The sequence below is a fragment of the Clostridium akagii DSM 12554 genome, assembly GCF_000686725.1.
GTDB classification, from domain to species: Bacteria; Bacillota; Clostridia; order Clostridiales; family Clostridiaceae; genus Clostridium_I; species Clostridium_I akagii.
On record NZ_JMLK01000011.1, the window covers coordinates 29,208 to 46,818 of the forward strand.

Below are 17,611 nucleotides of genomic sequence, written 5' to 3' on the forward strand. Positions count from 1 at the left end.
GATTCATGCCACTTAGAATAACAATGGTTAAAATAAATATAATAAAAATCCGAACCACAAACACGCAAAAACTATGATTTTGCGGCTCTATCTTTTTTATTTATATGACGTAAAATATATATTAAAGATAACTCATTGCTAAAATGCTTGAAAATTATTAAACTATAAAGTGAAACTTGCATTTAGTTGTATGATTTCATGATTTTGGACTAATGGGTAAAAAGGAAGTTTTTAAGAGGAGAGATTTGATATGAAAAAAAAAGTAGCTATATTATTTGGTGGGAGATCAACTGAACATGAGGTTTCTAGAGCATCAGCAGCATCTGTTTTAAGAAATATAGATATTACAAAATATGAGGTTTATCCTATAGGGATAACAAAACAGGGACAGTGGATTGAATATTCTGGAACTATTGAAAAAATAGAGAATGGTGAGTGGGAAAAAGACGAGTACTATAAAACATCAGAAGGACAAAAGATTTTATTTAATAGGGGAGTAGATGTTGTTTTTCCAGTGCTTCATGGATTATGTGGAGAAGATGGAACTGTGCAAGGGTTATGCAGACTTTTGGATATTCCTTGTGTTGGTCCTAATGTTATGTCTTCAGCCGTATGTATGGATAAGGTGTATGCAAAATATGTGCTTGAACATTTCAAAATAAAACAGGCTGACTACGTTGTAGTAACATCAGTAAAATATGCAGAAGATAAAGAAAATATAATAAATATAATAGAGAAAAAGTTAGGTTATGATTTATTTATAAAACCTTCTAATAGTGGATCTTCAGTTGGAATAACAAAGGCTCATAACAGACAGGAATTAATAGGTGGACTTGAAGAAGCATTAAAATACGATAGAAAAGTTTTAGTTGAAGAAGCTATAAATGCAAGAGAAGTAGAAGTAGCTGTGCTTGGTAACGATAGGCCAGAAGCTGCTGTTCCAGGTGAAGTTCTTCCTGCAAAAGAGTTTTATGATTATGAAGCAAAATATGAAAATGCGGAATCTAGAATTTTAATACCAGCAGATATGAATAATAAAGAACTTGAAGATATAAGAGAACTGGCAGTGAAAATTTATATTGCTTTGGATTGTGCTGGAATGGCAAGGGTAGATTTTCTTGTGGATAAAGATACAAATGAAGTATACTTAAACGAAGTAAATACTATTCCTGGATTTACTAAAATAAGTATGTATCCAAAAATGTGGGATGCATCAGGGAAGGCATACAAAGATTTAATAAGTGAACTTATATGTCTTGCCATAGAAAGAAATAACAATTAAGGAGAATAGGATGAATAAAAAAGCCGTTATAAGTATATCCAGCATGCAAGGTGTGGATGCAGAGCCTATTGCTGTAATTACTCCAGGTAAGTTTTATATAAAGGATGAAACCTATTATGCTCGTTATGAGGAAACAGAAATATCGGGAATGAAAGGTACTACTACAATTTTAAAGATAAAATCTGATGAACTAGTTCTTATGAGAAGTGGTACTACTAGCTCTAAAATGAAATTTGCTAAAGATCTAAAAAATATATCTATGTATGATACGCCTTATGGAACTCTGCAGATAACAACAAACACCAAGGAAATAAAAATAGATGTAGATGAAAATGGTGGTAAGGTATTTGTAAAGTATGATATGGATATTTCAGGTGAAAAAATACCAATAACAACTTTGAAAATAGAAATAAAAGTAAACAAAGAAGAAGTGACAGGTGACAAGTGACAAGTGACAAGTTATGAGTGGATTTATTTACATAAATCCACTCATATTTTTTATGGATTTCTATGCCTTAGAAGAAAGCTTTTAACTGTTATAGTTGTTTTTGTTTAATATACAAGTTTAAAATTGCCTCATTTTGCCAATAATTTGAATGAGGTGATTGTAAATGTTACCAAGTGATAAATATGAAAAAATAATTGAATTTATGTGCGAATATAAAAAAATAAACAGAGATGAATTGTTTAAGATATTAAAAGATCAGCAGTGCAAATATTTAATGCTTCTATTGTTAAAAAAATACAAATGTATAGACAGTGATATGATAAATAATTATTTCCCAAGTTACAGCAAAAAGTCACTAAATTATGGGTTTAAAAAGGCACGAGAAAAATTTTTTGTCAATAAGGACTTTAGAGAACTGTATTTTGAAATTGAAGACGACATGAAAAAATCATTATAAAAAATAAAAAAAGAAGTGGAAAAACACAAAATATTATGTTACAATAGATTTTATGTTAATTAAAACGCAAAACCCCATTTTAATTTTATAGGGTAATTTCTATTATAAATTTATTCTTTGTGTTTGTCAACAGTTTATATATAAAAATATTTACTTAGGAGGATTATAAATGAAAACTACAAAATATATTTTTGTAACAGGCGGAGTTGTTTCGTCTTTAGGTAAAGGAATAACAGCTGCTTCACTTGGAAGGTTGCTTAAAAATAGAGGACTTAAGGTTTCTATACAGAAATTTGATCCATACATAAATATTGATCCTGGAACTATGAGTCCATATCAGCACGGAGAGGTATTTGTTACAGATGACGGTGCTGAAACAGATTTAGATTTAGGACATTATGAAAGATTTATCGATGAAAATTTGAGTAAAAATAGTAATGTTACTACAGGAAAAGTTTACTGGACAGTATTAACAAAGGAAAGAAGAGGAGACTATCTTGGAGGAACGGTTCAAGTAATTCCTCATATAACAAATGAACTTAAGGAAAGAGTTTATGCAGTAGCACAGGATGGCGATGTAGATGTTGTTATAACTGAAATTGGTGGAACTGTTGGGGATATTGAGTCACTACCATTTTTAGAAGCTATAAGACAGATAAAAAATGAAGTTGGAGTAGGCAATTCATGTTTTATACATGTTACCCTTGTACCGTATCTTGAAAAAGCTGGAGAGCTTAAAACAAAACCTACACAACACTCAGTAAAGGAACTTACAGGAATCGGTATTCAGCCAGATATAATTGTATGTCGTTCAGAAAAAGAATTATCACAATCATTAAGAGATAAAATTGGTCTATTTTGTAATATGAATGGAAATTCTGTAATACAAAATTTAGATGCTGAAAATTTATATGAAGTTCCATTACTTTTAAATGAACAAGGATTAGATAATTTAGTTTGCGAAAAATTAAATCTTGATTGTAAAGATGTAGATAACACTGAATGGATTGATATGGTTCAAAGGATAAAAAGTTTATCAGGAGAAGTGAATATCGCTTTAGTTGGAAAGTATGTAGAACTTCATGATGCTTATATCTCAGTTGCAGAGTCATTAGCGCATGGCGGATATGCAAATGGAACAAATGTTAATATAAAGTGGATAAATGCTGAAGATGTTAACAAAGAAAATGTTGATGAAATATTAAAAGATGTTGATGGTGTTCTTGTTCCCGGAGGTTTTGGTGATAGAGGTATAGAAGGTAAAATTGAAGCTACAAGATGGGCAAGAGAAAACAAAGTACCATTCTTCGGGATTTGCCTTGGAATGCAGTGTGCAGTAGTTGAGTATGCAAGAAACGTGTCTGGACTAAAGGGTGCAAACAGTTCAGAAATAGATCCAAATACAAAATACCCTGTCATAGATTTAATGCCAGACCAAAAGAATATTGATAAAATGGGTGGCACTATGAGATTAGGTAAATACGAATGTAAAATATCAAATGATACAAATTCAAAAAATGCATACGGGGAAGCAGTTATTTCCGAAAGACATAGACATAGATATGAATTTAACAATGAATTTAGAAATATATTAACATCAAAGGGACTTATAATAGCAGGTACAAGCCCTGATGACAGATTAGTAGAAATAGTTGAAATTAAGGATCATCCTTGGTTTGTTGGAGTTCAATTCCACCCAGAATTTAAATCAAGACCAAACAGACCACATCCTCTATTTAGAGAATTTATAAAAGCTGCAATGAATAAATAAAAAATATGGTAATGAGAAATATTTCTCATTACCATATTTTTTATTTAAAATTGAATAATTTTATTGCTTCACTAGCTTTTATCTTTTTTTGTTCATTTATTTTATAGTTATATTTTGGCATATATTTGCTAATATTAAATTTACCCTGGTTTGATTCCACCCAATGAACAATGCTTTTCAAGTCATCTGTTTCTATTTCATAATCAAAAACTGATAAAAGGCGTATATTAAAAATTTTGAGATAGATTTTTTTGTGATTTTCCCAAGATAAATAATCATCTGTGGTTTCAAACAACTTGGTTACATATTCTTTCAAAATGTTATTTACAGCATCTATGTTTTCATTGTATAAAATATTTATTGATGTAACTTCAGCCATGACTTTAGCAATTTCATTTATGAAATCTTCCTTTATTTGTTTTGCTTCATCCGGTTTTAGAGAGGAATGAAGTAAAAGTAGAGCTGGATTTTTATAAAATTTACTTTTTAAAAATATTATAAAACTTTCAAAATCTTCTACATTATTACCAATTTCAATTTCAAATAATATTCTAAAAAATAAATTCCATTGAAAGTCATTATTTATATTCTTTAGTATGAATTCCCCTATGATTTCTGAAAAAGTATCGTTAAATGAAGGCTTTCTTTCAAAGAAAATTTCCACACTAAAATCAATTTTATTTTTTGATACTTCATTTAATCTTGAGAAGGTTTTTAAAAGTACACTTGTATAATCATCTAAATCTTTAGCATTGTTTGTCCTAAAAATATATTTCATTATTATCTCACAGGATTTTCTGAAATCCACTAGAAATCCTAGATTTTTGTTCATCCTTTTTGAATATATATCAAAAATGAATATAGACATGAGTTTTTCGGTTTGTAGAGTTTTATTTGATACGCTAAACCCATTAGCTTCAGCCATTTGCTTACACATACCGCTTAGTTGATTATCTATCATGGTAAGACTATTCTTGATAGAACCTAGCATACTGGTTATCATATTGTCATCAAGTAAGTTATAGTTTTTATAGATAATTTTATGTTCTATTTCTCCCCAAAACATATTTACTAGAGATTTTATTTGGAGCTCAAAATTAACACGTTGTCCATTTTCTTCATATTGACCATCTATTCTATATATTTTAACACCGTTTTTTTGTTCTTGAGGTTGCTTATCTGAAAGATTTAATTTTATGGACTCTGATCCTAAAGAGGAATAAAGATCATCACTTGAAATTTTATTAAAGAGTTTTTTAATAGATTTATAAATATCCACTTCATCTTCAATAAATCGGCATTCAATTCTTATGCCTATAGTATCAGAAAGATTTTCAAACAATTCAGTCACAGAATATTTTTTATAGTAAGAATTTCTAAGTATCTTTTCTTTTAAGCTGTTTGAAGATTTAACTCTTGAGGTTATGTTGGAAAAACTGTCTTTTTTAGCTAAAAATATATTTCTTAAATATGTACATATAATATTTGAAGCTTTTTCATAAGTACCCGTTTTTTCTTCTAAATTTTTTGTAGCTTCTTCTATGTAATCAAATATCTTAAGTTCCATCTGCAAAATCTCCTGATTTATATATTTTTTTTCATTATAGCATAGAAGCAAAATACACTTAAGTATATTGAAAAAAATAAATATCAATAGAGGAGTTTTATATATTTTGTAGAATTATTTATAATAAATATAAAAATATTGTTTTGGTACTGTGAATTAATTTGGAGGTGAAACTGTTGTTATGTAATACTAACTTAAGTATCTCTTTGAAAAATGAAATAGGACAGTATAAAATAAAAAATTTCAATCTGTTTCAAATTAATAGACTGAATGATATGTTTCCTGATTTTAATGTTTATTTGACTAACAATATAGAAATAGAACTAAAACTCAAGTGCCCAATTTGTGATAGATATCATTGCTATAAATTCAGAATAATGGATTTGATAAATAGTAAAATGCTTTTAGGTGGTTGTGAGTATTCTGGAATAACAATAATTTATATTGGAAATACCAAAAGCATTTATGAAACAATAAATAAATATAAGGAAATAAAGAATATGGTATATGCTATGATATAGTGGCGATAAATAATATGAATGACACATTAATATTATGATTTCAAATTATTTTCAGAGTTTAATATACAAGAAAAGTATTGTTTTAAAACATTTTTAAGGTTATTATAGATGAGAATAGAAAATGATATTTTAAAGTTTTAAAAAGTTGATAGATTGTAATATATGGTTACAGTTTAAAAAAAGTATTCATATCTCTACTAATTCTTTTTAAATTTCTAACAAGTAATATCAAAATACAAGAATATCAGAATATAATACGGAGGTGTTTTCTTTTTGTATAATGGCGACTTAGAAAGTATGACCCTTGTTCAGATTAAAGAGACAGCAAAAGGGCTTGGAATAAAGAATTTATCAAAATTCAGAAAAAAAGAGCTCATTGATGAGATAAATAGGGTATCCCCTGTTTCTATAGAAAAAAACGGGGTTGTGTTAAGAGAAAAAATAACTCCTAAAAGTGGCGAAAATGTTACAATTGTGGAGAACAAAATAGAAGCGATAAGTTCAATTAATAGTGTGAATGAGGATTCTAGTAATGAAGAAAATGTAATAAAAAATACTGAAAGTGTAAGCAATGTTGAAGATAAAGATATTGATTCAACTAAAAACAATTCAGAAACATTAACAAATAATATTTCCGATAAAGTGGTAAGAGAAGAAAAAAATGAAAAATTCAAAGAAATGGTAAACGATTCAGATTCAGCAAAAGGTGTTTTAGAACTTGTTGATAATAACAATTTCGGATTTTTGCGCGGAAAAAATTATTTAACAAGTACTGACGATATATATGTTTCTCCATCACAAATAAGAAGATTTAATCTTAAAACTGGTGATGAGGTTTCAGGAAAAGTTAGAACTCCTAAAGAGGGAGAAAAATTTAAGGCACTTTTATATGTTGAAAGTGTTAATGGCGAACATCCTCAAAAAGCTGTTGGAAGAAAGCCATTTGAAACTTTAATACCAATTTATCCTAATAAAAGAATGAAACTTGAAAAAAATGAAAGAGAACTGTCTACAAGACTTATGGACCTTATGGCGCCAATTGGAAAAGGTCAAAGAGGTATGATTGTAGCACCACCTAAAGCTGGTAAAACTACACTTCTAAAAACTGTGGCTCAAAGTATATCCTTAAACCATCCAGAAGTGAAACTTATAGTAGTTCTAATAGATGAAAGACCAGAAGAAGTTACAGATATGAAAGATTCTATAAAAGGTGAAGTTATTTATTCAACTTTTGATGAGGAACCAGATCATCACACAAAGGTTGCTTATATGGTATTAGAACGAGCAAAGAGAATGGTAGAGCAAGGTCAGGATGTAATAATCCTTCTAGACAGCTTAACAAGACTTGCAAGGGCTTACAATCTTACAATAACTCCAACAGGAAGAACTTTATCAGGAGGACTTGATCCTGGAGCATTACTTATGCCAAAAAAATTCTTTGGAGCAGCAAGAAATATCAAAGAAGGCGGAAGTCTTACAATACTCGCTACAGTGCTTGTAGATACAGGAAGTAGAATGGATGATATGATTTTTGAAGAATTTAAGGGTACTGGTAATATGGAAGTACATCTTGATAGAAAACTTCAGGAAAGAAGAATTTTCCCTGCCATTGATATTTATAAATCTGGAACAAGAAAAGAAAAACTTCTTTTATCACAAGAAGAGTATGATGCAGCATTTTCAATTAGAAGAACATTATATAGTGAAAATAATACTCAAGGTGTAACTGAAAAACTTATAAATCTTATGAGTAAAACCAGGACAAATAAGGATTTAGCAGATATTATAAACAAAGAAAAATGGGAAAGATAAAATCTTTCCCATTTAATATTACAAATATTATTCTTCTTCTGATAAGTTGTATTTCTTTCTGAATCTTTCAACTCTTCCACCAACGTCAACAAAATTCTGATGACCAGTGAAGAAAGGATGACATTTTGAACAAATATCAACTTTAAGTTCTTCTTTAGTTGAACCTGTTATAAAAGTATTTCCACATGCACATTTAACAACTGTATCATGATAGTATGCTGGTTGTATGCCTTCTTTCACGTTTTTCACCTCTTTCAAATTACATGATAAATTACAATATCAACTTTCATATTATATCATAGGTAAGAGATTATAGTCAATAACCATACATGATTTTAAAAAGTACTCTTTAATAAATACATTACATCTGTTAAAATGTATATGTTTATAGTAGCATAACATTAAGGAGGAAATACAAATATGTACGGACCAAAAAATCATGGCTGGATAGAGGTAGTTGTTGGACCTATGTATAGTGGGAAATCAGAAGAGATTATAAGGCGGATAAGAAGGGCTAAAATAGCAAGGCAAAAGGTTCAGGTGTTTAAACCTGAAATTGATATTAGATATGGTAAAGACGATGTAGTTTCTCACTGTGGAGAGAAGGAAGAAGCAATTCCAATAAATAACAGTAATGATATTGTTAGGTTATTAGAACACGATACTGATGTGGTAGCTGTAGATGAAGTCCAATTTTTAGATGATGGCATTGTTGGAGTACTAAATAAAATTGCTGATCAAAATAAAAGAGTTATATGTGCAGGACTAGATATGGATTTTAGAGGAGAACCTTTTGGTTGTGTTCCAAAACTTATGGCAATTGCTGAGTTTGTTGATAAGATACAGGCAATTTGTATAGTATGTGGTAATCCTGCCACAAGGACTCAAAGGTTAATCAATGGAAAACCAGTAATTTATAGTGATAAAATAGTACTTATAGGAGCTACAGAATCCTATGAAGCAAGATGTAGAAAGTGTCATGATGTTCCTAAAAAAGATGGGGTGTGAAAATGGATAAAAAACGTTCAGTAGGTGGACAGGCTGTAATTGAAGGCGTAATGATGAGAGGAATTAAAGGTATTGCAACTGCAGTTAGAAAGAGTGACGGAAGCATAGTGGTTGATTTAAAAGAGACAGTACCATTTACAAAAAGAAATAAATTCTTAGGCTTACCTATTATAAGAGGATTTGTTTCTCTTGTAGAATCAATGGTAGTTGGTATACAAACCTTGAATTATTCTGCTTCATTCTTTGAAGATGAGGAAGAAAGCACTCCATCTAAGTTTGATGCGTTTTTTAATAGACTGTTTAAAGACAAGGCTGAGGAAGTAATTATGGGAGTCACTATGTTTATATCTTTAGTTCTTGCTGTAGGTATTTTCTTTATATTGCCTACTTTGGCTGCAAACATGTTTAAAAAGTTAGATGTTAAAAACCCAGTGGTACTAAACTTAATAGAGGGATTAATTAGAGTAGTTATATTTATTGGATATTTGATATTAATAGGAAAAATGGAAGACATACAAAGACTTTTTCAGTATCATGGAGCGGAGCACAAAACTATATTTTGTTATGAACACAATGAGGAACTTATTCCTAAAAATGCAAAAGAGTATTCAAGGTTCCATCCTAGGTGTGGAACAAATTTTATGTTTTTGGTTATGATAGTAAGTATATTGATTTTTTCTCTTACTGGATGGAAATCTTTGAGTTTCAGAATTCTTTCTAGAATTATATTACTTCCAGTTGTATCTGGATTAACCTATGAAGTAATAAAACTCATGGGAAGAAGTGATAATAAATTGCTTCAAATGTTTGCATATCCTGGATTGATGTTGCAAAAACTAACTACAAGGGAGCCGGATGATAGTCAACTTGAGGTTGCGATTCAGGCGTTAAAGGCTGCGGAAGGTATGGAATAATAATGAAGATTCAAGAACTTTTGAAATTAGGATATGAACTTTTAAAAAAAGTTAATATTGAAACATATATGATTGATAGTCAACTTATTTTATGTAAGGTTTTAAATGTAGATAAATTGTTTATAATTACTAATAGAAATTTACAAGTTGGAGATAATGAGGTAAAAGAATATATAAGGTTAATAAAATTAAGAGAAAAAAAAATGCCTGTTAAATATATTCTTCAAAGTGCTGAATTTATGGGAATAGATTTTTTTGTAAAAGAAGGAGTTCTTATACCAAGAATGGATACAGAAATTCTTGTAGAGGAAGCCATTGATGAAATTAAAGCCAATAGGTACAAAACAGTTTGTGATTTATGTTGTGGGAGTGGTGCTATTGGGATATCATTAGCACATTATATAGAAGATATAAATATAATTTGTTATGATATTTCAGATATTGCACTTGAAGTTACTGAAAAAAATATAAATATGTTGCAGTTTCATGATAGAATAGAAGTATATGAAAGTGATTTACTTAGTGAAGCAACTAAGAGCAATAGGAAATTTGATATTATAGTTTCCAACCCTCCATATATTAAAGAGGATGTTATAGACACACTAATGGAAGATGTTAAGGATTATGAGCCATTTATAGCGCTATCTGGCGGAGAAGATGGACTTGATTTTTATAGAAAAATTGTATTACAATCCAAAGGTGTTTTAAACCATGGTGGTTCTTTGGTATTTGAGATAGGGTATGACCAACGAGAAGCTGTAATGAATATAATGGAAGAAAATGAATTTAAAAATATTCAATTTATAAAAGACCTATCAGGAAATGATAGAGTAGTTAAAGGGAGATTTTAAGATGGTGATAAAGTGGATTTTGTGGTTATAGCGACTCTATCGCACTATAATTCAAAATTAATAAAAATATAAATACGGAGTGATAAAATAATGCTTGAGAGACTCAATTTTATAGAAAATAAATATGAAGAACTTTCAGTCAAAATTAGTGACCCAACAATTATGGCAGATCAGAAAGAATGGCAGAAGCTTTGCAAGGAGCATTCTGACTTAGAAACGTTAGTTGATAAATATAGAGAATATAAAAAAGCTAAAGAAGATCTAGAAGCTGACCATGAAATGTTAAGGGAAAAGATTGAAAAAGAATTAGAAGAAATGGTTCAAGAAGAAATAAAAGAACTAGAACAAAGCGTTGTAAAATACGAAGAAGAACTTAAAATATTACTTCTACCAAAGGATCCAAATGATAACAAAAATGTTTTCATGGAAATTAGAGGTGGTGCTGGTGGAGAAGAAGCTGCACTTTTTGCTGCTAACCTTTTTAGAATGTATACAAGATATGCTGAAATTAGAGGTTGGAAGATAGAAGTAATGAGTGCCAACGAAACTGACATTGGTGGTTTTAAAGAAATTGTGTTTATGATAAAGGGTCAAGGTGCATATAGTAGACTTAAATTTGAAAATGGAGCACATAGAGTTCAAAGGGTTCCAGATACAGAATCAAGTGGTAGAATTCATACTTCAGCAGCAACGGTAGCGGTTATGCCTGAGGTTGATGATGTAGAAATTGATATTAGTCCAAATGATTTAAGAATAGATGTGTTTAGAGCTTCAGGACATGGTGGACAGTGTGTAAATACTACAGATTCAGCAGTAAGAATTACACATCTTCCAACAGGACTTGTTGTTTCATGTCAAGATGAAAAACGACAACTTAAAAACAAGGAAAAAGCAATGAAGGTTTTAAAGGCTAGACTTTTTGAAAGAGCTCAAAATGAAAGATCAGCAGGGATTGCAGAAGACAGAAAAAGTAAGGTTGGAACTGGAGACAGAAGTGAAAGAATAAGAACTTACAATTATCCTCAAGGAAGAGTTACAGATCATAGAATAGGTCTAACTCTTTATAAACTTGAATCTTTTCTTAATGGAGAAATAGATGAAATTATTGATTCACTTATTACTGAAGATCAGGCTGAAAAAATGCAATCAGTAGGGAATGAAGCAGTATAATATTAGGTTTCTATTGTGATTGATATTTATCTGGAGGTAGAATTATGAATGTAGACAAAGCTATAAAAAAACAAACATCCAGATACAAAAGATTTGTTCTAGCTATTTGTTTATTATTTATTGTTCTCCCAGTTATTTTATATATATCAAGGCAGACAAATTTATTTTTTATAATTTATTTATTTGTCATAGAAATGTTAATACTACTATTTTTAGTGTTTATGAAAAACAACCAAGTACTTGATTATAAAGTTGATGCATATAAAATAAGTATAACAATAGGATTTCCTATAAAAACTATAAATTTACCCTGTGAAAAAGTGGAGTTAGTTCACGCAGAGGGAAGTGGTAAAGATATAAAACTTGTTTTAATAGGTAAATCAAAACTTAGAAATAAGTATGTTAGACCCATAGACATTGAATTTTTAAAGGAAAATCCATATGCTGGCTATTATTACGGTAAATTAAAAAAAAGGAATCCAGAGACACAATATTTTTATACAATAATAAGTAGAGGCGGATATAAAAAATATCCGCTTCTAAATGAGATATATAGAAGTTGTACAGCCTTGTCATTTACCGAAGAAGCAATATCAAGGATAAAGGAATATAGAAATATCATTGAATAAACCTGCATATCTATAATTAGAGAATATAGATATGGAGGTGTATTTTTTGAATATAAATATAATACTATTTTTATTTTTAAGTGTTGTCTCACTTTTAGGTACTCTTATTGGGTCTGCCTTAGGACTTCTTATAAAAAATCCATCCAAAAGGCTTTTAGGTGCCATGATTGGATTTGCCGCAGGGTTAATGCTTTCTGTAGTAGTTTTTGATTTGATTCCAGAGTGTTTAAAAAAATGGAGTTTTAATAATACTATTATGAGTATAATAGCAGGGATAATAATTATTTATTTTGGGGACAACTTATTAAATAAAAAAAACATATGTGCAAATAAGCATTTGCAGGTGGCGATATTAACAGCAGTAGGACTTATGCTACATAACTTTCCAGAAGGAATAATTATGGGATGTTCTTTTCTTGTTGGAGGTAGTCTTGGAGTGAAAATGTGTATACTTATTGCTATACATGATGTACCAGAGGGATTAGCCGTCACAGCACCAATGGTTGCCTCGAAAATTAATCCAGTAAAAATATTTATATATACAGCAATAACGGCTTTGCCAACGGCATTTGGTGCGGCTATTGGTCTTTTTATTGGGGGAATATCTAAAGCAATACTAGGAAGCAGTCTTGGACTAGCTTCTGGAATAATGATTTATGTAGTGTTTTTCGGAATGATACCTGAGGCAATGAAGCTTTGGGGGGGGCGAATGAGTAAGATGGGCATTTTGTTAGGAGTCTTACTTGGATTTACCATGTGTACAAATTTATAATATTACTATTTGACATCAATGGCAATCAAAGAGTAAAATTTAAGTGTTATAACGTATATTGGCATCATGAAAAAATAATTTCTGATGTCTTAGTTTAAGAGGTGTGTGAACATAGATGAATACTAAAATAGAGATTTTAGATAGTAAAAAGCTAGATAAAAATATACTTTTAAATATTGGAGATATAATAAAAAAAGGAGGATTGGTAGCCTTCCCAACTGAAACAGTATATGGCCTTGGAGCAAATGCACTTGATCCTGAAGCTGTGAAAAAAATATTTATAGCCAAGGGAAGACCACAAGATAATCCACTTATTGTCCATATAGCTGATTTTCAGGAGATATATGAATTGGTAAATGAAGTACCACATGTTGCTAAAAAACTCATGGAAAGTTTTTGGCCTGGACCAATGACTATAATATTGAATAAAAAACCAATAATCCCAGATATAACTTCTGCTGGTTTAATGTCCGTAGGTATTAGAATGCCAAGTAGTATTATAGCTAGAGAAATAATAAAGGCTGCGGGTGTACCAATAGCAGCTCCATCCGCAAATATTTCTGGAAAACCTAGTCCTACAGATGTCCAAAGGTGTATTGATGATTTATTTGGGAAAATTCAATGCATAGTAGGTGGAGAAGTATCAGAAATAGGTCTTGAATCCACAATAATTGATTGTACTGTTGTTCCTCCGTGTGTACTAAGACCAGGTGGAGTAACATTAGAAATGCTAAGAACAATAGATAGTGACATATATATTGACAAGGCTATAATGGAAAAGCCAAAGTCAGATTTAGTGCCGAAAGCCCCTGGAATGAAATACAGGCATTATGCACCCAAAGCACCTGTAACAATTGTTAAAGGAGATTTAAAAAAAACTGTTGCAAAAATCAATGAAATAGTGCAAAATTATATAGGCAAAGGCAAGAAAGTTGGAATTATGGCTACTGAGGAAACTAAAAATCAGTATACTGCAGAACTTGTTATATCACTTGGAACTAGGAAAGATATTAAATCAATAGGAAAAAATCTTTTTGAAACTTTAAGATGTTTTGATGATACAGATATTGATGTTATAATATCAGAGGCCTTCGATGAAAGTGGTTTTGGAGTAGCAATCATGAATAGATTAAACAAATCTGCAGGTTTTAACATAATAGATGTTTAGTTTGAATCATTGATAAATATTGAGAAAAATAGGACTGATATAGGAGGAAGAGGATGAATATACTTTTTGTTTGTACAGGGAACACTTGCAGGAGTTGTATGGCAGAAGCAATATTCAACAAGCATTGTGATATAAAGAATATAAAGGCATATTCAGCAGGTATGAGTATTGAGAAAAATAGTATTACATCAAAGCACTCAGCAGCTGTTGTGATGGAAAATTTAGGCCTTGATATTTCAAATAGAAAAGCAGTGGGGCTTACAGAAAGTATGCTTAGCAAAGCGGATCTTATACTCACAATGACAAATTATATGAGTTCTATAATTAAGGATCAATTTGAAAGTATTAAAGATAAGGTGCACCCATTAAATTTATATGTAAATAGAAATGGTGATGTATCTGATCCTTATGGTGGTAGTTTGGATATTTATAAAAATACTTATAGGGATATGGAATTAAGTATAAAATTATTAATAAAAAAACTAAGGGAGGATAAAGGTATTTAGCAATACGTTTGTCTTCTTTTTTTGTAAATATACTCGGAGGTGTAAATGATGAAAATAGCATTAGGTAGTGATCATGCAGGTCTATCTTTAAAAATGGAAATAATAAAACATCTAGAAGAAAAATCTTTGGAAATTAAGGATTTTGGAACATATACTGAAGAATCATGCGATTATCCTGATTATGCATATGCAGTTGCCAGTGAGGTTTCAAAGAAAAATTTTGATCTTGGAATATTGGTATGTGGAACAGGAATTGGCATAAGTATAGCTGCCAATAAAGTAAAGGGAATAAGGGCAGCAGCATGCTCAGATACTTTTTCAGCACATGCATCCAGAGAACATAATGATGCAAATATAATTGCTCTTGGTGAAAGAGTAGTTGGAGTAGGCCTAGCGCTAGATATTGTGGATACATTTTTAAATTCAAAATTTCAAGGCGACAGACATCAAAGAAGAATAGATAAAATTACTGAAATAGAAAACAGGAGGAATAAATAAATGAGTAAAGTAACCCAAATATCCCACCCATTAATATTACATAAATTGTCATTTATAAGAGATAAAAAAACAGGATCAAAGGATTTTAGAGAACTCGTTGAAGAAGTAGCTATGCTTATGGCATATGAGGTTACTCGTGATATGCAGGTGAAAACGGTAGATATTGAAACACCTATATGTACTACAAAATGTAAAAGACTAGCAGGCAAAAAAGTTGCTATAGTTCCAATATTAAGAGCAGGACTTGGAATGGTAGATGGAATGCTTAAACTTATACCAGCTGCAAAGGTTGGACATATTGGATTGTATAGAGATGAAAAGACTTTACAGCCAGTGGAATATTTCTGTAAATTACCACCAGATATTCAGGAAAGAGAAGTAATTGTAACAGATCCTATGCTTGCAACAGGAGGTTCAGCTATTGATGCTATATCTCTGCTAAAAAAAAGAGGAGCAAAATATATAAGATTAATGTGCTTGATAGGTGCACCAGAAGGTGTTAAAGCCGTTCAGGAAGCACATCCTGATGTAGATATATATTTAGCATCCATTGATGAAAAACTAAATGAAAAGGGATATATAGTCCCAGGTCTTGGAGATGCTGGAGACAGACTTTTTGGAACAAAATAATAACAAAGAATAGTGACAAGTTAGAATATTTAAAAAGGCGATCTCCAAATGATTATATATAATCATTATAGGAGACCGCCTTTTTTCTGATTCTCCGGATTTAGCCGAAAATTTTCTCTAACTTGACACTATTAACTGCTTTTCTGTGTGACCAGTTGTTTAAATACAAGAACTAAAACTAGCACAAACACTGAAGTTAATGCAATGGTACCTCCCGGTGCACAATTAAGGTAATAAGATGAAATGAGTCCGGTAACCACATCAATAAAACCAAATATAACGGAAAAAATAAGAGTTTTTTTGAAACCTTTGCCAAGTTGCATTGATGTAGCTACAGGAACTGCAATCATGGATGAAACAACAAGAATACCTATAATTCGAATTGATACTGATATAGCAGCACCAGTTAAAATTGATAGCAAGTAGTTTATAAATTTAACATTAATTTGAGCAATTTTAGCACCATCTTCATCAAATGTTATATATACAAGTTTTTCATAAAGTACGCATAATAAAATTACGCTTATTATACTTATAAAAAGAATTGTATACAAATCACCTTTACTAACGGTTAGAATGCTTCCAAAAAGAAAGGATTCTATGTTACCTTGAGCCATACCACTACTTGTTAATGTTATGGCAATTCCTACAGAAAAAGTAAGCACAATAGGAAGAATTAAATCGGAATATTGTTTATAGTAAGTCTTTAATATTTCGATAAAAACAGCACAAAGTGTAGTAAAAATAAACGAAGTTATAATTGGACTAAATCCAAATACAAGGCCTATAGCAACTCCGGCAAATGATGAATGGGCCAGCGTATCGCCTACCATAGAATATCTTTTTAATACTAAAAATATACCAATTGAAGGACATAATATTGATATAAGCACCGATGATATTAATGCATTTTGCATAAAACTAAGATGTAATAGTTGGAGCATTATGTAAAACCTCCGTGTTTAAATTAATATAATCTTCTATTGATGATTTGTATCCTTGACCTTTGTCTATATTAAATATATGGGTTGAGTTTTCTATTGCAGCCTTCATATTATGTTCCACTGAAAGTATTGTAATTTTTTTAGCCGTGTTTAAATCCTTTATTACAGAATAAATTTCAGCTTGACTTTTAACGTCTATTCCACTTGAAGGTTCATCTAAAACTATGAGTTCTGGAACTCCCATTATTGCCCGGGCAATAAATATTTTCTGCCGTTGACCTCCAGATAAACTTCCTATAAGCTGATTTTTAAAATTACCCATTTTAACTATGGATAAACTTCGAGCAATACAGCCCTTATCTTTAATTTTAAGAGCTTTCATATGGGATTTTAGCATTTCTTCAACTGTTAGAGGGAAAGCTGAATTAAAATTATCCATAATTTGTGGTACATACCCAATTTTTTTTGTTGATATTTCTATTGTTCCACTAGTTGGTTTCAATAAGTTTAGTATTAATTTCATAAGAGTACTTTTTCCGCTACCATTTTCGCCTATAATTGAAAGATAAGATCCTTTTTCTACATTTAAATTAATATCATTTAAAGTATAGGGATTGGATTTATTATAAGTAAAATACAAATTTTTGATTTTTATCATAAAAT

At 30.4% G+C, this 17,611-nt stretch carries 20 protein-coding genes; 16 read left to right on the forward strand and 4 right to left on the reverse strand.

All coding sequences use genetic code 11. The features are described 5' to 3' along the window. Nucleotides 1–250 precede the first annotated feature (250 nt). The 4 genes from BR66_RS0105890 (at nt 251) to BR66_RS0105905 (ending at nt 3,958) form a co-directional block, all read left to right on the forward strand. Complete coding sequence (locus BR66_RS0105890; RefSeq protein WP_026882082.1) at nt 251–1,282, forward strand: D-alanine--D-alanine ligase family protein; 1,032 nt, start codon at nt 251–253, stop codon at nt 1,280–1,282. Nucleotides 1,283–1,292: 10 nt separating this feature from the next. After that, nucleotides 1,293–1,730, forward strand: coding sequence for a YwiB family protein (locus tag BR66_RS0105895; RefSeq protein ID WP_026882083.1), 438 nt, complete (start codon nt 1,293–1,295; stop codon nt 1,728–1,730). A 163-nt stretch (nt 1,731–1,893) separates the two neighbouring features. Continuing rightward, nucleotides 1,894–2,187 (forward strand): hypothetical protein, encoded by a 294-nt coding sequence (locus BR66_RS0105900; RefSeq protein WP_026882084.1) that lies wholly within the window; start codon nt 1,894–1,896, stop codon nt 2,185–2,187. Nucleotides 2,188–2,356: 169 nt separating this feature from the next. Continuing rightward, nucleotides 2,357–3,958: a CTP synthase gene (locus tag BR66_RS0105905; protein ID WP_026882085.1), complete on the forward strand. Its 1,602-nt coding sequence runs from the start codon at nt 2,357–2,359 to the stop codon at nt 3,956–3,958. Between the two features lie 40 nt (nt 3,959–3,998). Here the strand turns inward: BR66_RS0105905 and BR66_RS23235 are convergent, their stop codons facing one another. Beyond that, nucleotides 3,999–5,525 (reverse strand): GTP pyrophosphokinase, encoded by a 1,527-nt coding sequence (locus tag BR66_RS23235; protein ID WP_051624119.1) that lies wholly within the window; start codon nt 5,523–5,525, stop codon nt 3,999–4,001. Between the two features lie 176 nt (nt 5,526–5,701). Here BR66_RS23235 and BR66_RS0105915 point away from each other — a divergent pair, with 176 nt between their 5' ends. Both BR66_RS0105915 and rho read left to right on the forward strand, forming a co-directional pair. Next, a complete protein-coding gene (locus tag BR66_RS0105915) occupies nt 5,702–6,046 on the forward strand; it encodes a hypothetical protein (RefSeq protein ID WP_051624120.1) in 345 nt (114 codons plus the stop codon). Between the two features lie 273 nt (nt 6,047–6,319). Then, on the forward strand, nt 6,320–7,858 hold the full coding sequence (gene rho / locus BR66_RS0105920; RefSeq protein WP_026882087.1) for a transcription termination factor Rho: 1,539 nt from the start codon (nt 6,320–6,322) through the stop codon (nt 7,856–7,858). Nucleotides 7,859–7,885: 27 nt separating this feature from the next. On the opposite strand, the gene rpmE is transcribed toward rho, so the two are convergent. Further along, nucleotides 7,886–8,098, reverse strand: a complete 213-nt coding sequence (rpmE, locus tag BR66_RS0105925; RefSeq protein ID WP_026882088.1) for a 50S ribosomal protein L31 — start codon at nt 8,096–8,098, stop codon at nt 7,886–7,888. A gap of 180 nt (nt 8,099–8,278) precedes the next feature. On the opposite strand from rpmE, the gene BR66_RS0105930 reads away from it, so the two are divergent. The 10 genes from BR66_RS0105930 to upp all read left to right on the forward strand — a co-directional run bounded on the left by BR66_RS0105930 (nt 8,279) and on the right by upp (nt 16,004). Next, nucleotides 8,279–8,866: a thymidine kinase gene (locus tag BR66_RS0105930; RefSeq protein WP_026882089.1), complete on the forward strand. Its 588-nt coding sequence runs from the start codon at nt 8,279–8,281 to the stop codon at nt 8,864–8,866. Nucleotides 8,867–8,868: 2 nt separating this feature from the next. After that, nucleotides 8,869–9,780 (forward strand): DUF1385 domain-containing protein, encoded by a 912-nt coding sequence (locus BR66_RS0105935; RefSeq protein WP_026882090.1) that lies wholly within the window; start codon nt 8,869–8,871, stop codon nt 9,778–9,780. A 2-nt stretch (nt 9,781–9,782) separates the two neighbouring features. Beyond that, nucleotides 9,783–10,631: a peptide chain release factor N(5)-glutamine methyltransferase gene (prmC, locus tag BR66_RS0105940; protein ID WP_026882091.1), complete on the forward strand. Its 849-nt coding sequence runs from the start codon at nt 9,783–9,785 to the stop codon at nt 10,629–10,631. Between the two features lie 90 nt (nt 10,632–10,721). Continuing rightward, nucleotides 10,722–11,801, forward strand: coding sequence for a peptide chain release factor 1 (gene prfA / locus BR66_RS0105945; protein WP_026882092.1), 1,080 nt, complete (start codon nt 10,722–10,724; stop codon nt 11,799–11,801). 44 nt (nt 11,802–11,845) lie between these two features. Then, the gene (locus tag BR66_RS0105950; protein WP_026882093.1) at nt 11,846–12,430 is read left to right on the forward strand and encodes a hypothetical protein; all 585 of its coding nucleotides are present in this window, start codon (nt 11,846–11,848) and stop codon (nt 12,428–12,430) included. Between the two features lie 46 nt (nt 12,431–12,476). Then, nucleotides 12,477–13,202 (forward strand): ZIP family metal transporter, encoded by a 726-nt coding sequence (locus BR66_RS0105955; RefSeq protein WP_026882094.1) that lies wholly within the window; start codon nt 12,477–12,479, stop codon nt 13,200–13,202. A 115-nt stretch (nt 13,203–13,317) separates the two neighbouring features. Next, entirely contained in the window at nt 13,318–14,370 is a 1,053-nt protein-coding gene (locus BR66_RS0105960) for an L-threonylcarbamoyladenylate synthase (protein WP_026882095.1), read from the forward strand. 53 nt (nt 14,371–14,423) lie between these two features. Then, nucleotides 14,424–14,876, forward strand: coding sequence for a low molecular weight protein arginine phosphatase (locus BR66_RS0105965; protein ID WP_026882096.1), 453 nt, complete (start codon nt 14,424–14,426; stop codon nt 14,874–14,876). A gap of 48 nt (nt 14,877–14,924) precedes the next feature. Further along, nucleotides 14,925–15,374, forward strand: a complete 450-nt coding sequence (gene rpiB, locus BR66_RS0105970) for a ribose 5-phosphate isomerase B (RefSeq protein ID WP_026882097.1) — start codon at nt 14,925–14,927, stop codon at nt 15,372–15,374. After that, nucleotides 15,375–16,004 (forward strand): uracil phosphoribosyltransferase, encoded by a 630-nt coding sequence (gene upp, locus BR66_RS0105975; protein ID WP_026882098.1) that lies wholly within the window; start codon nt 15,375–15,377, stop codon nt 16,002–16,004. A 131-nt stretch (nt 16,005–16,135) separates the two neighbouring features. Here upp and BR66_RS0105980 read toward each other — a convergent pair whose 3' ends face one another. Both BR66_RS0105980 and BR66_RS0105985 read right to left on the reverse strand, forming a co-directional pair. Then, nucleotides 16,136–16,948, reverse strand: a complete 813-nt coding sequence (locus BR66_RS0105980) for a metal ABC transporter permease (RefSeq protein ID WP_026882099.1) — start codon at nt 16,946–16,948, stop codon at nt 16,136–16,138. Next, nucleotides 16,926–17,606: a metal ABC transporter ATP-binding protein gene (locus BR66_RS0105985; RefSeq protein ID WP_026882100.1), complete on the reverse strand. Its 681-nt coding sequence runs from the start codon at nt 17,604–17,606 to the stop codon at nt 16,926–16,928. The genes BR66_RS0105980 and BR66_RS0105985 overlap by 23 nt, the downstream gene beginning before the upstream one ends. Between the last annotated feature and the right edge of the window lie 5 nt (nt 17,607–17,611).

Coding starts and splice junctions, on each gene's coding strand:
- BR66_RS0105890 (WP_026882082.1), top strand. CDS start 251: ATGAAAAAAAAAGTAGCTATATTATTTGGTGGGAGATCAACTGAACAT.
- BR66_RS0105895 (WP_026882083.1), top strand. CDS start 1,293: ATGAATAAAAAAGCCGTTATAAGTATATCCAGCATGCAAGGTGTGGAT.
- BR66_RS0105900 (WP_026882084.1), top strand. CDS start 1,894: ATGTTACCAAGTGATAAATATGAAAAAATAATTGAATTTATGTGCGAA.
- BR66_RS0105905 (WP_026882085.1), top strand. CDS start 2,357: ATGAAAACTACAAAATATATTTTTGTAACAGGCGGAGTTGTTTCGTCT.
- BR66_RS23235 (WP_051624119.1), bottom strand. CDS start 5,525: ATGGAACTTAAGATATTTGATTACATAGAAGAAGCTACAAAAAATTTA.
- BR66_RS0105930 (WP_026882089.1), top strand. CDS start 8,279: ATGTACGGACCAAAAAATCATGGCTGGATAGAGGTAGTTGTTGGACCT.
- BR66_RS0105935 (WP_026882090.1), top strand. CDS start 8,869: ATGGATAAAAAACGTTCAGTAGGTGGACAGGCTGTAATTGAAGGCGTA.
- prmC (WP_026882091.1), top strand. CDS start 9,783: ATGAAGATTCAAGAACTTTTGAAATTAGGATATGAACTTTTAAAAAAA.
- prfA (WP_026882092.1), top strand. CDS start 10,722: ATGCTTGAGAGACTCAATTTTATAGAAAATAAATATGAAGAACTTTCA.
- BR66_RS0105950 (WP_026882093.1), top strand. CDS start 11,846: ATGAATGTAGACAAAGCTATAAAAAAACAAACATCCAGATACAAAAGA.
- BR66_RS0105960 (WP_026882095.1), top strand. CDS start 13,318: ATGAATACTAAAATAGAGATTTTAGATAGTAAAAAGCTAGATAAAAAT.
- BR66_RS0105965 (WP_026882096.1), top strand. CDS start 14,424: ATGAATATACTTTTTGTTTGTACAGGGAACACTTGCAGGAGTTGTATG.
- rpiB (WP_026882097.1), top strand. CDS start 14,925: ATGAAAATAGCATTAGGTAGTGATCATGCAGGTCTATCTTTAAAAATG.
- upp (WP_026882098.1), top strand. CDS start 15,375: ATGAGTAAAGTAACCCAAATATCCCACCCATTAATATTACATAAATTG.
- BR66_RS0105980 (WP_026882099.1), bottom strand. CDS start 16,948: ATGCTCCAACTATTACATCTTAGTTTTATGCAAAATGCATTAATATCA.
- BR66_RS0105985 (WP_026882100.1), bottom strand. CDS start 17,606: ATGATAAAAATCAAAAATTTGTATTTTACTTATAATAAATCCAATCCC.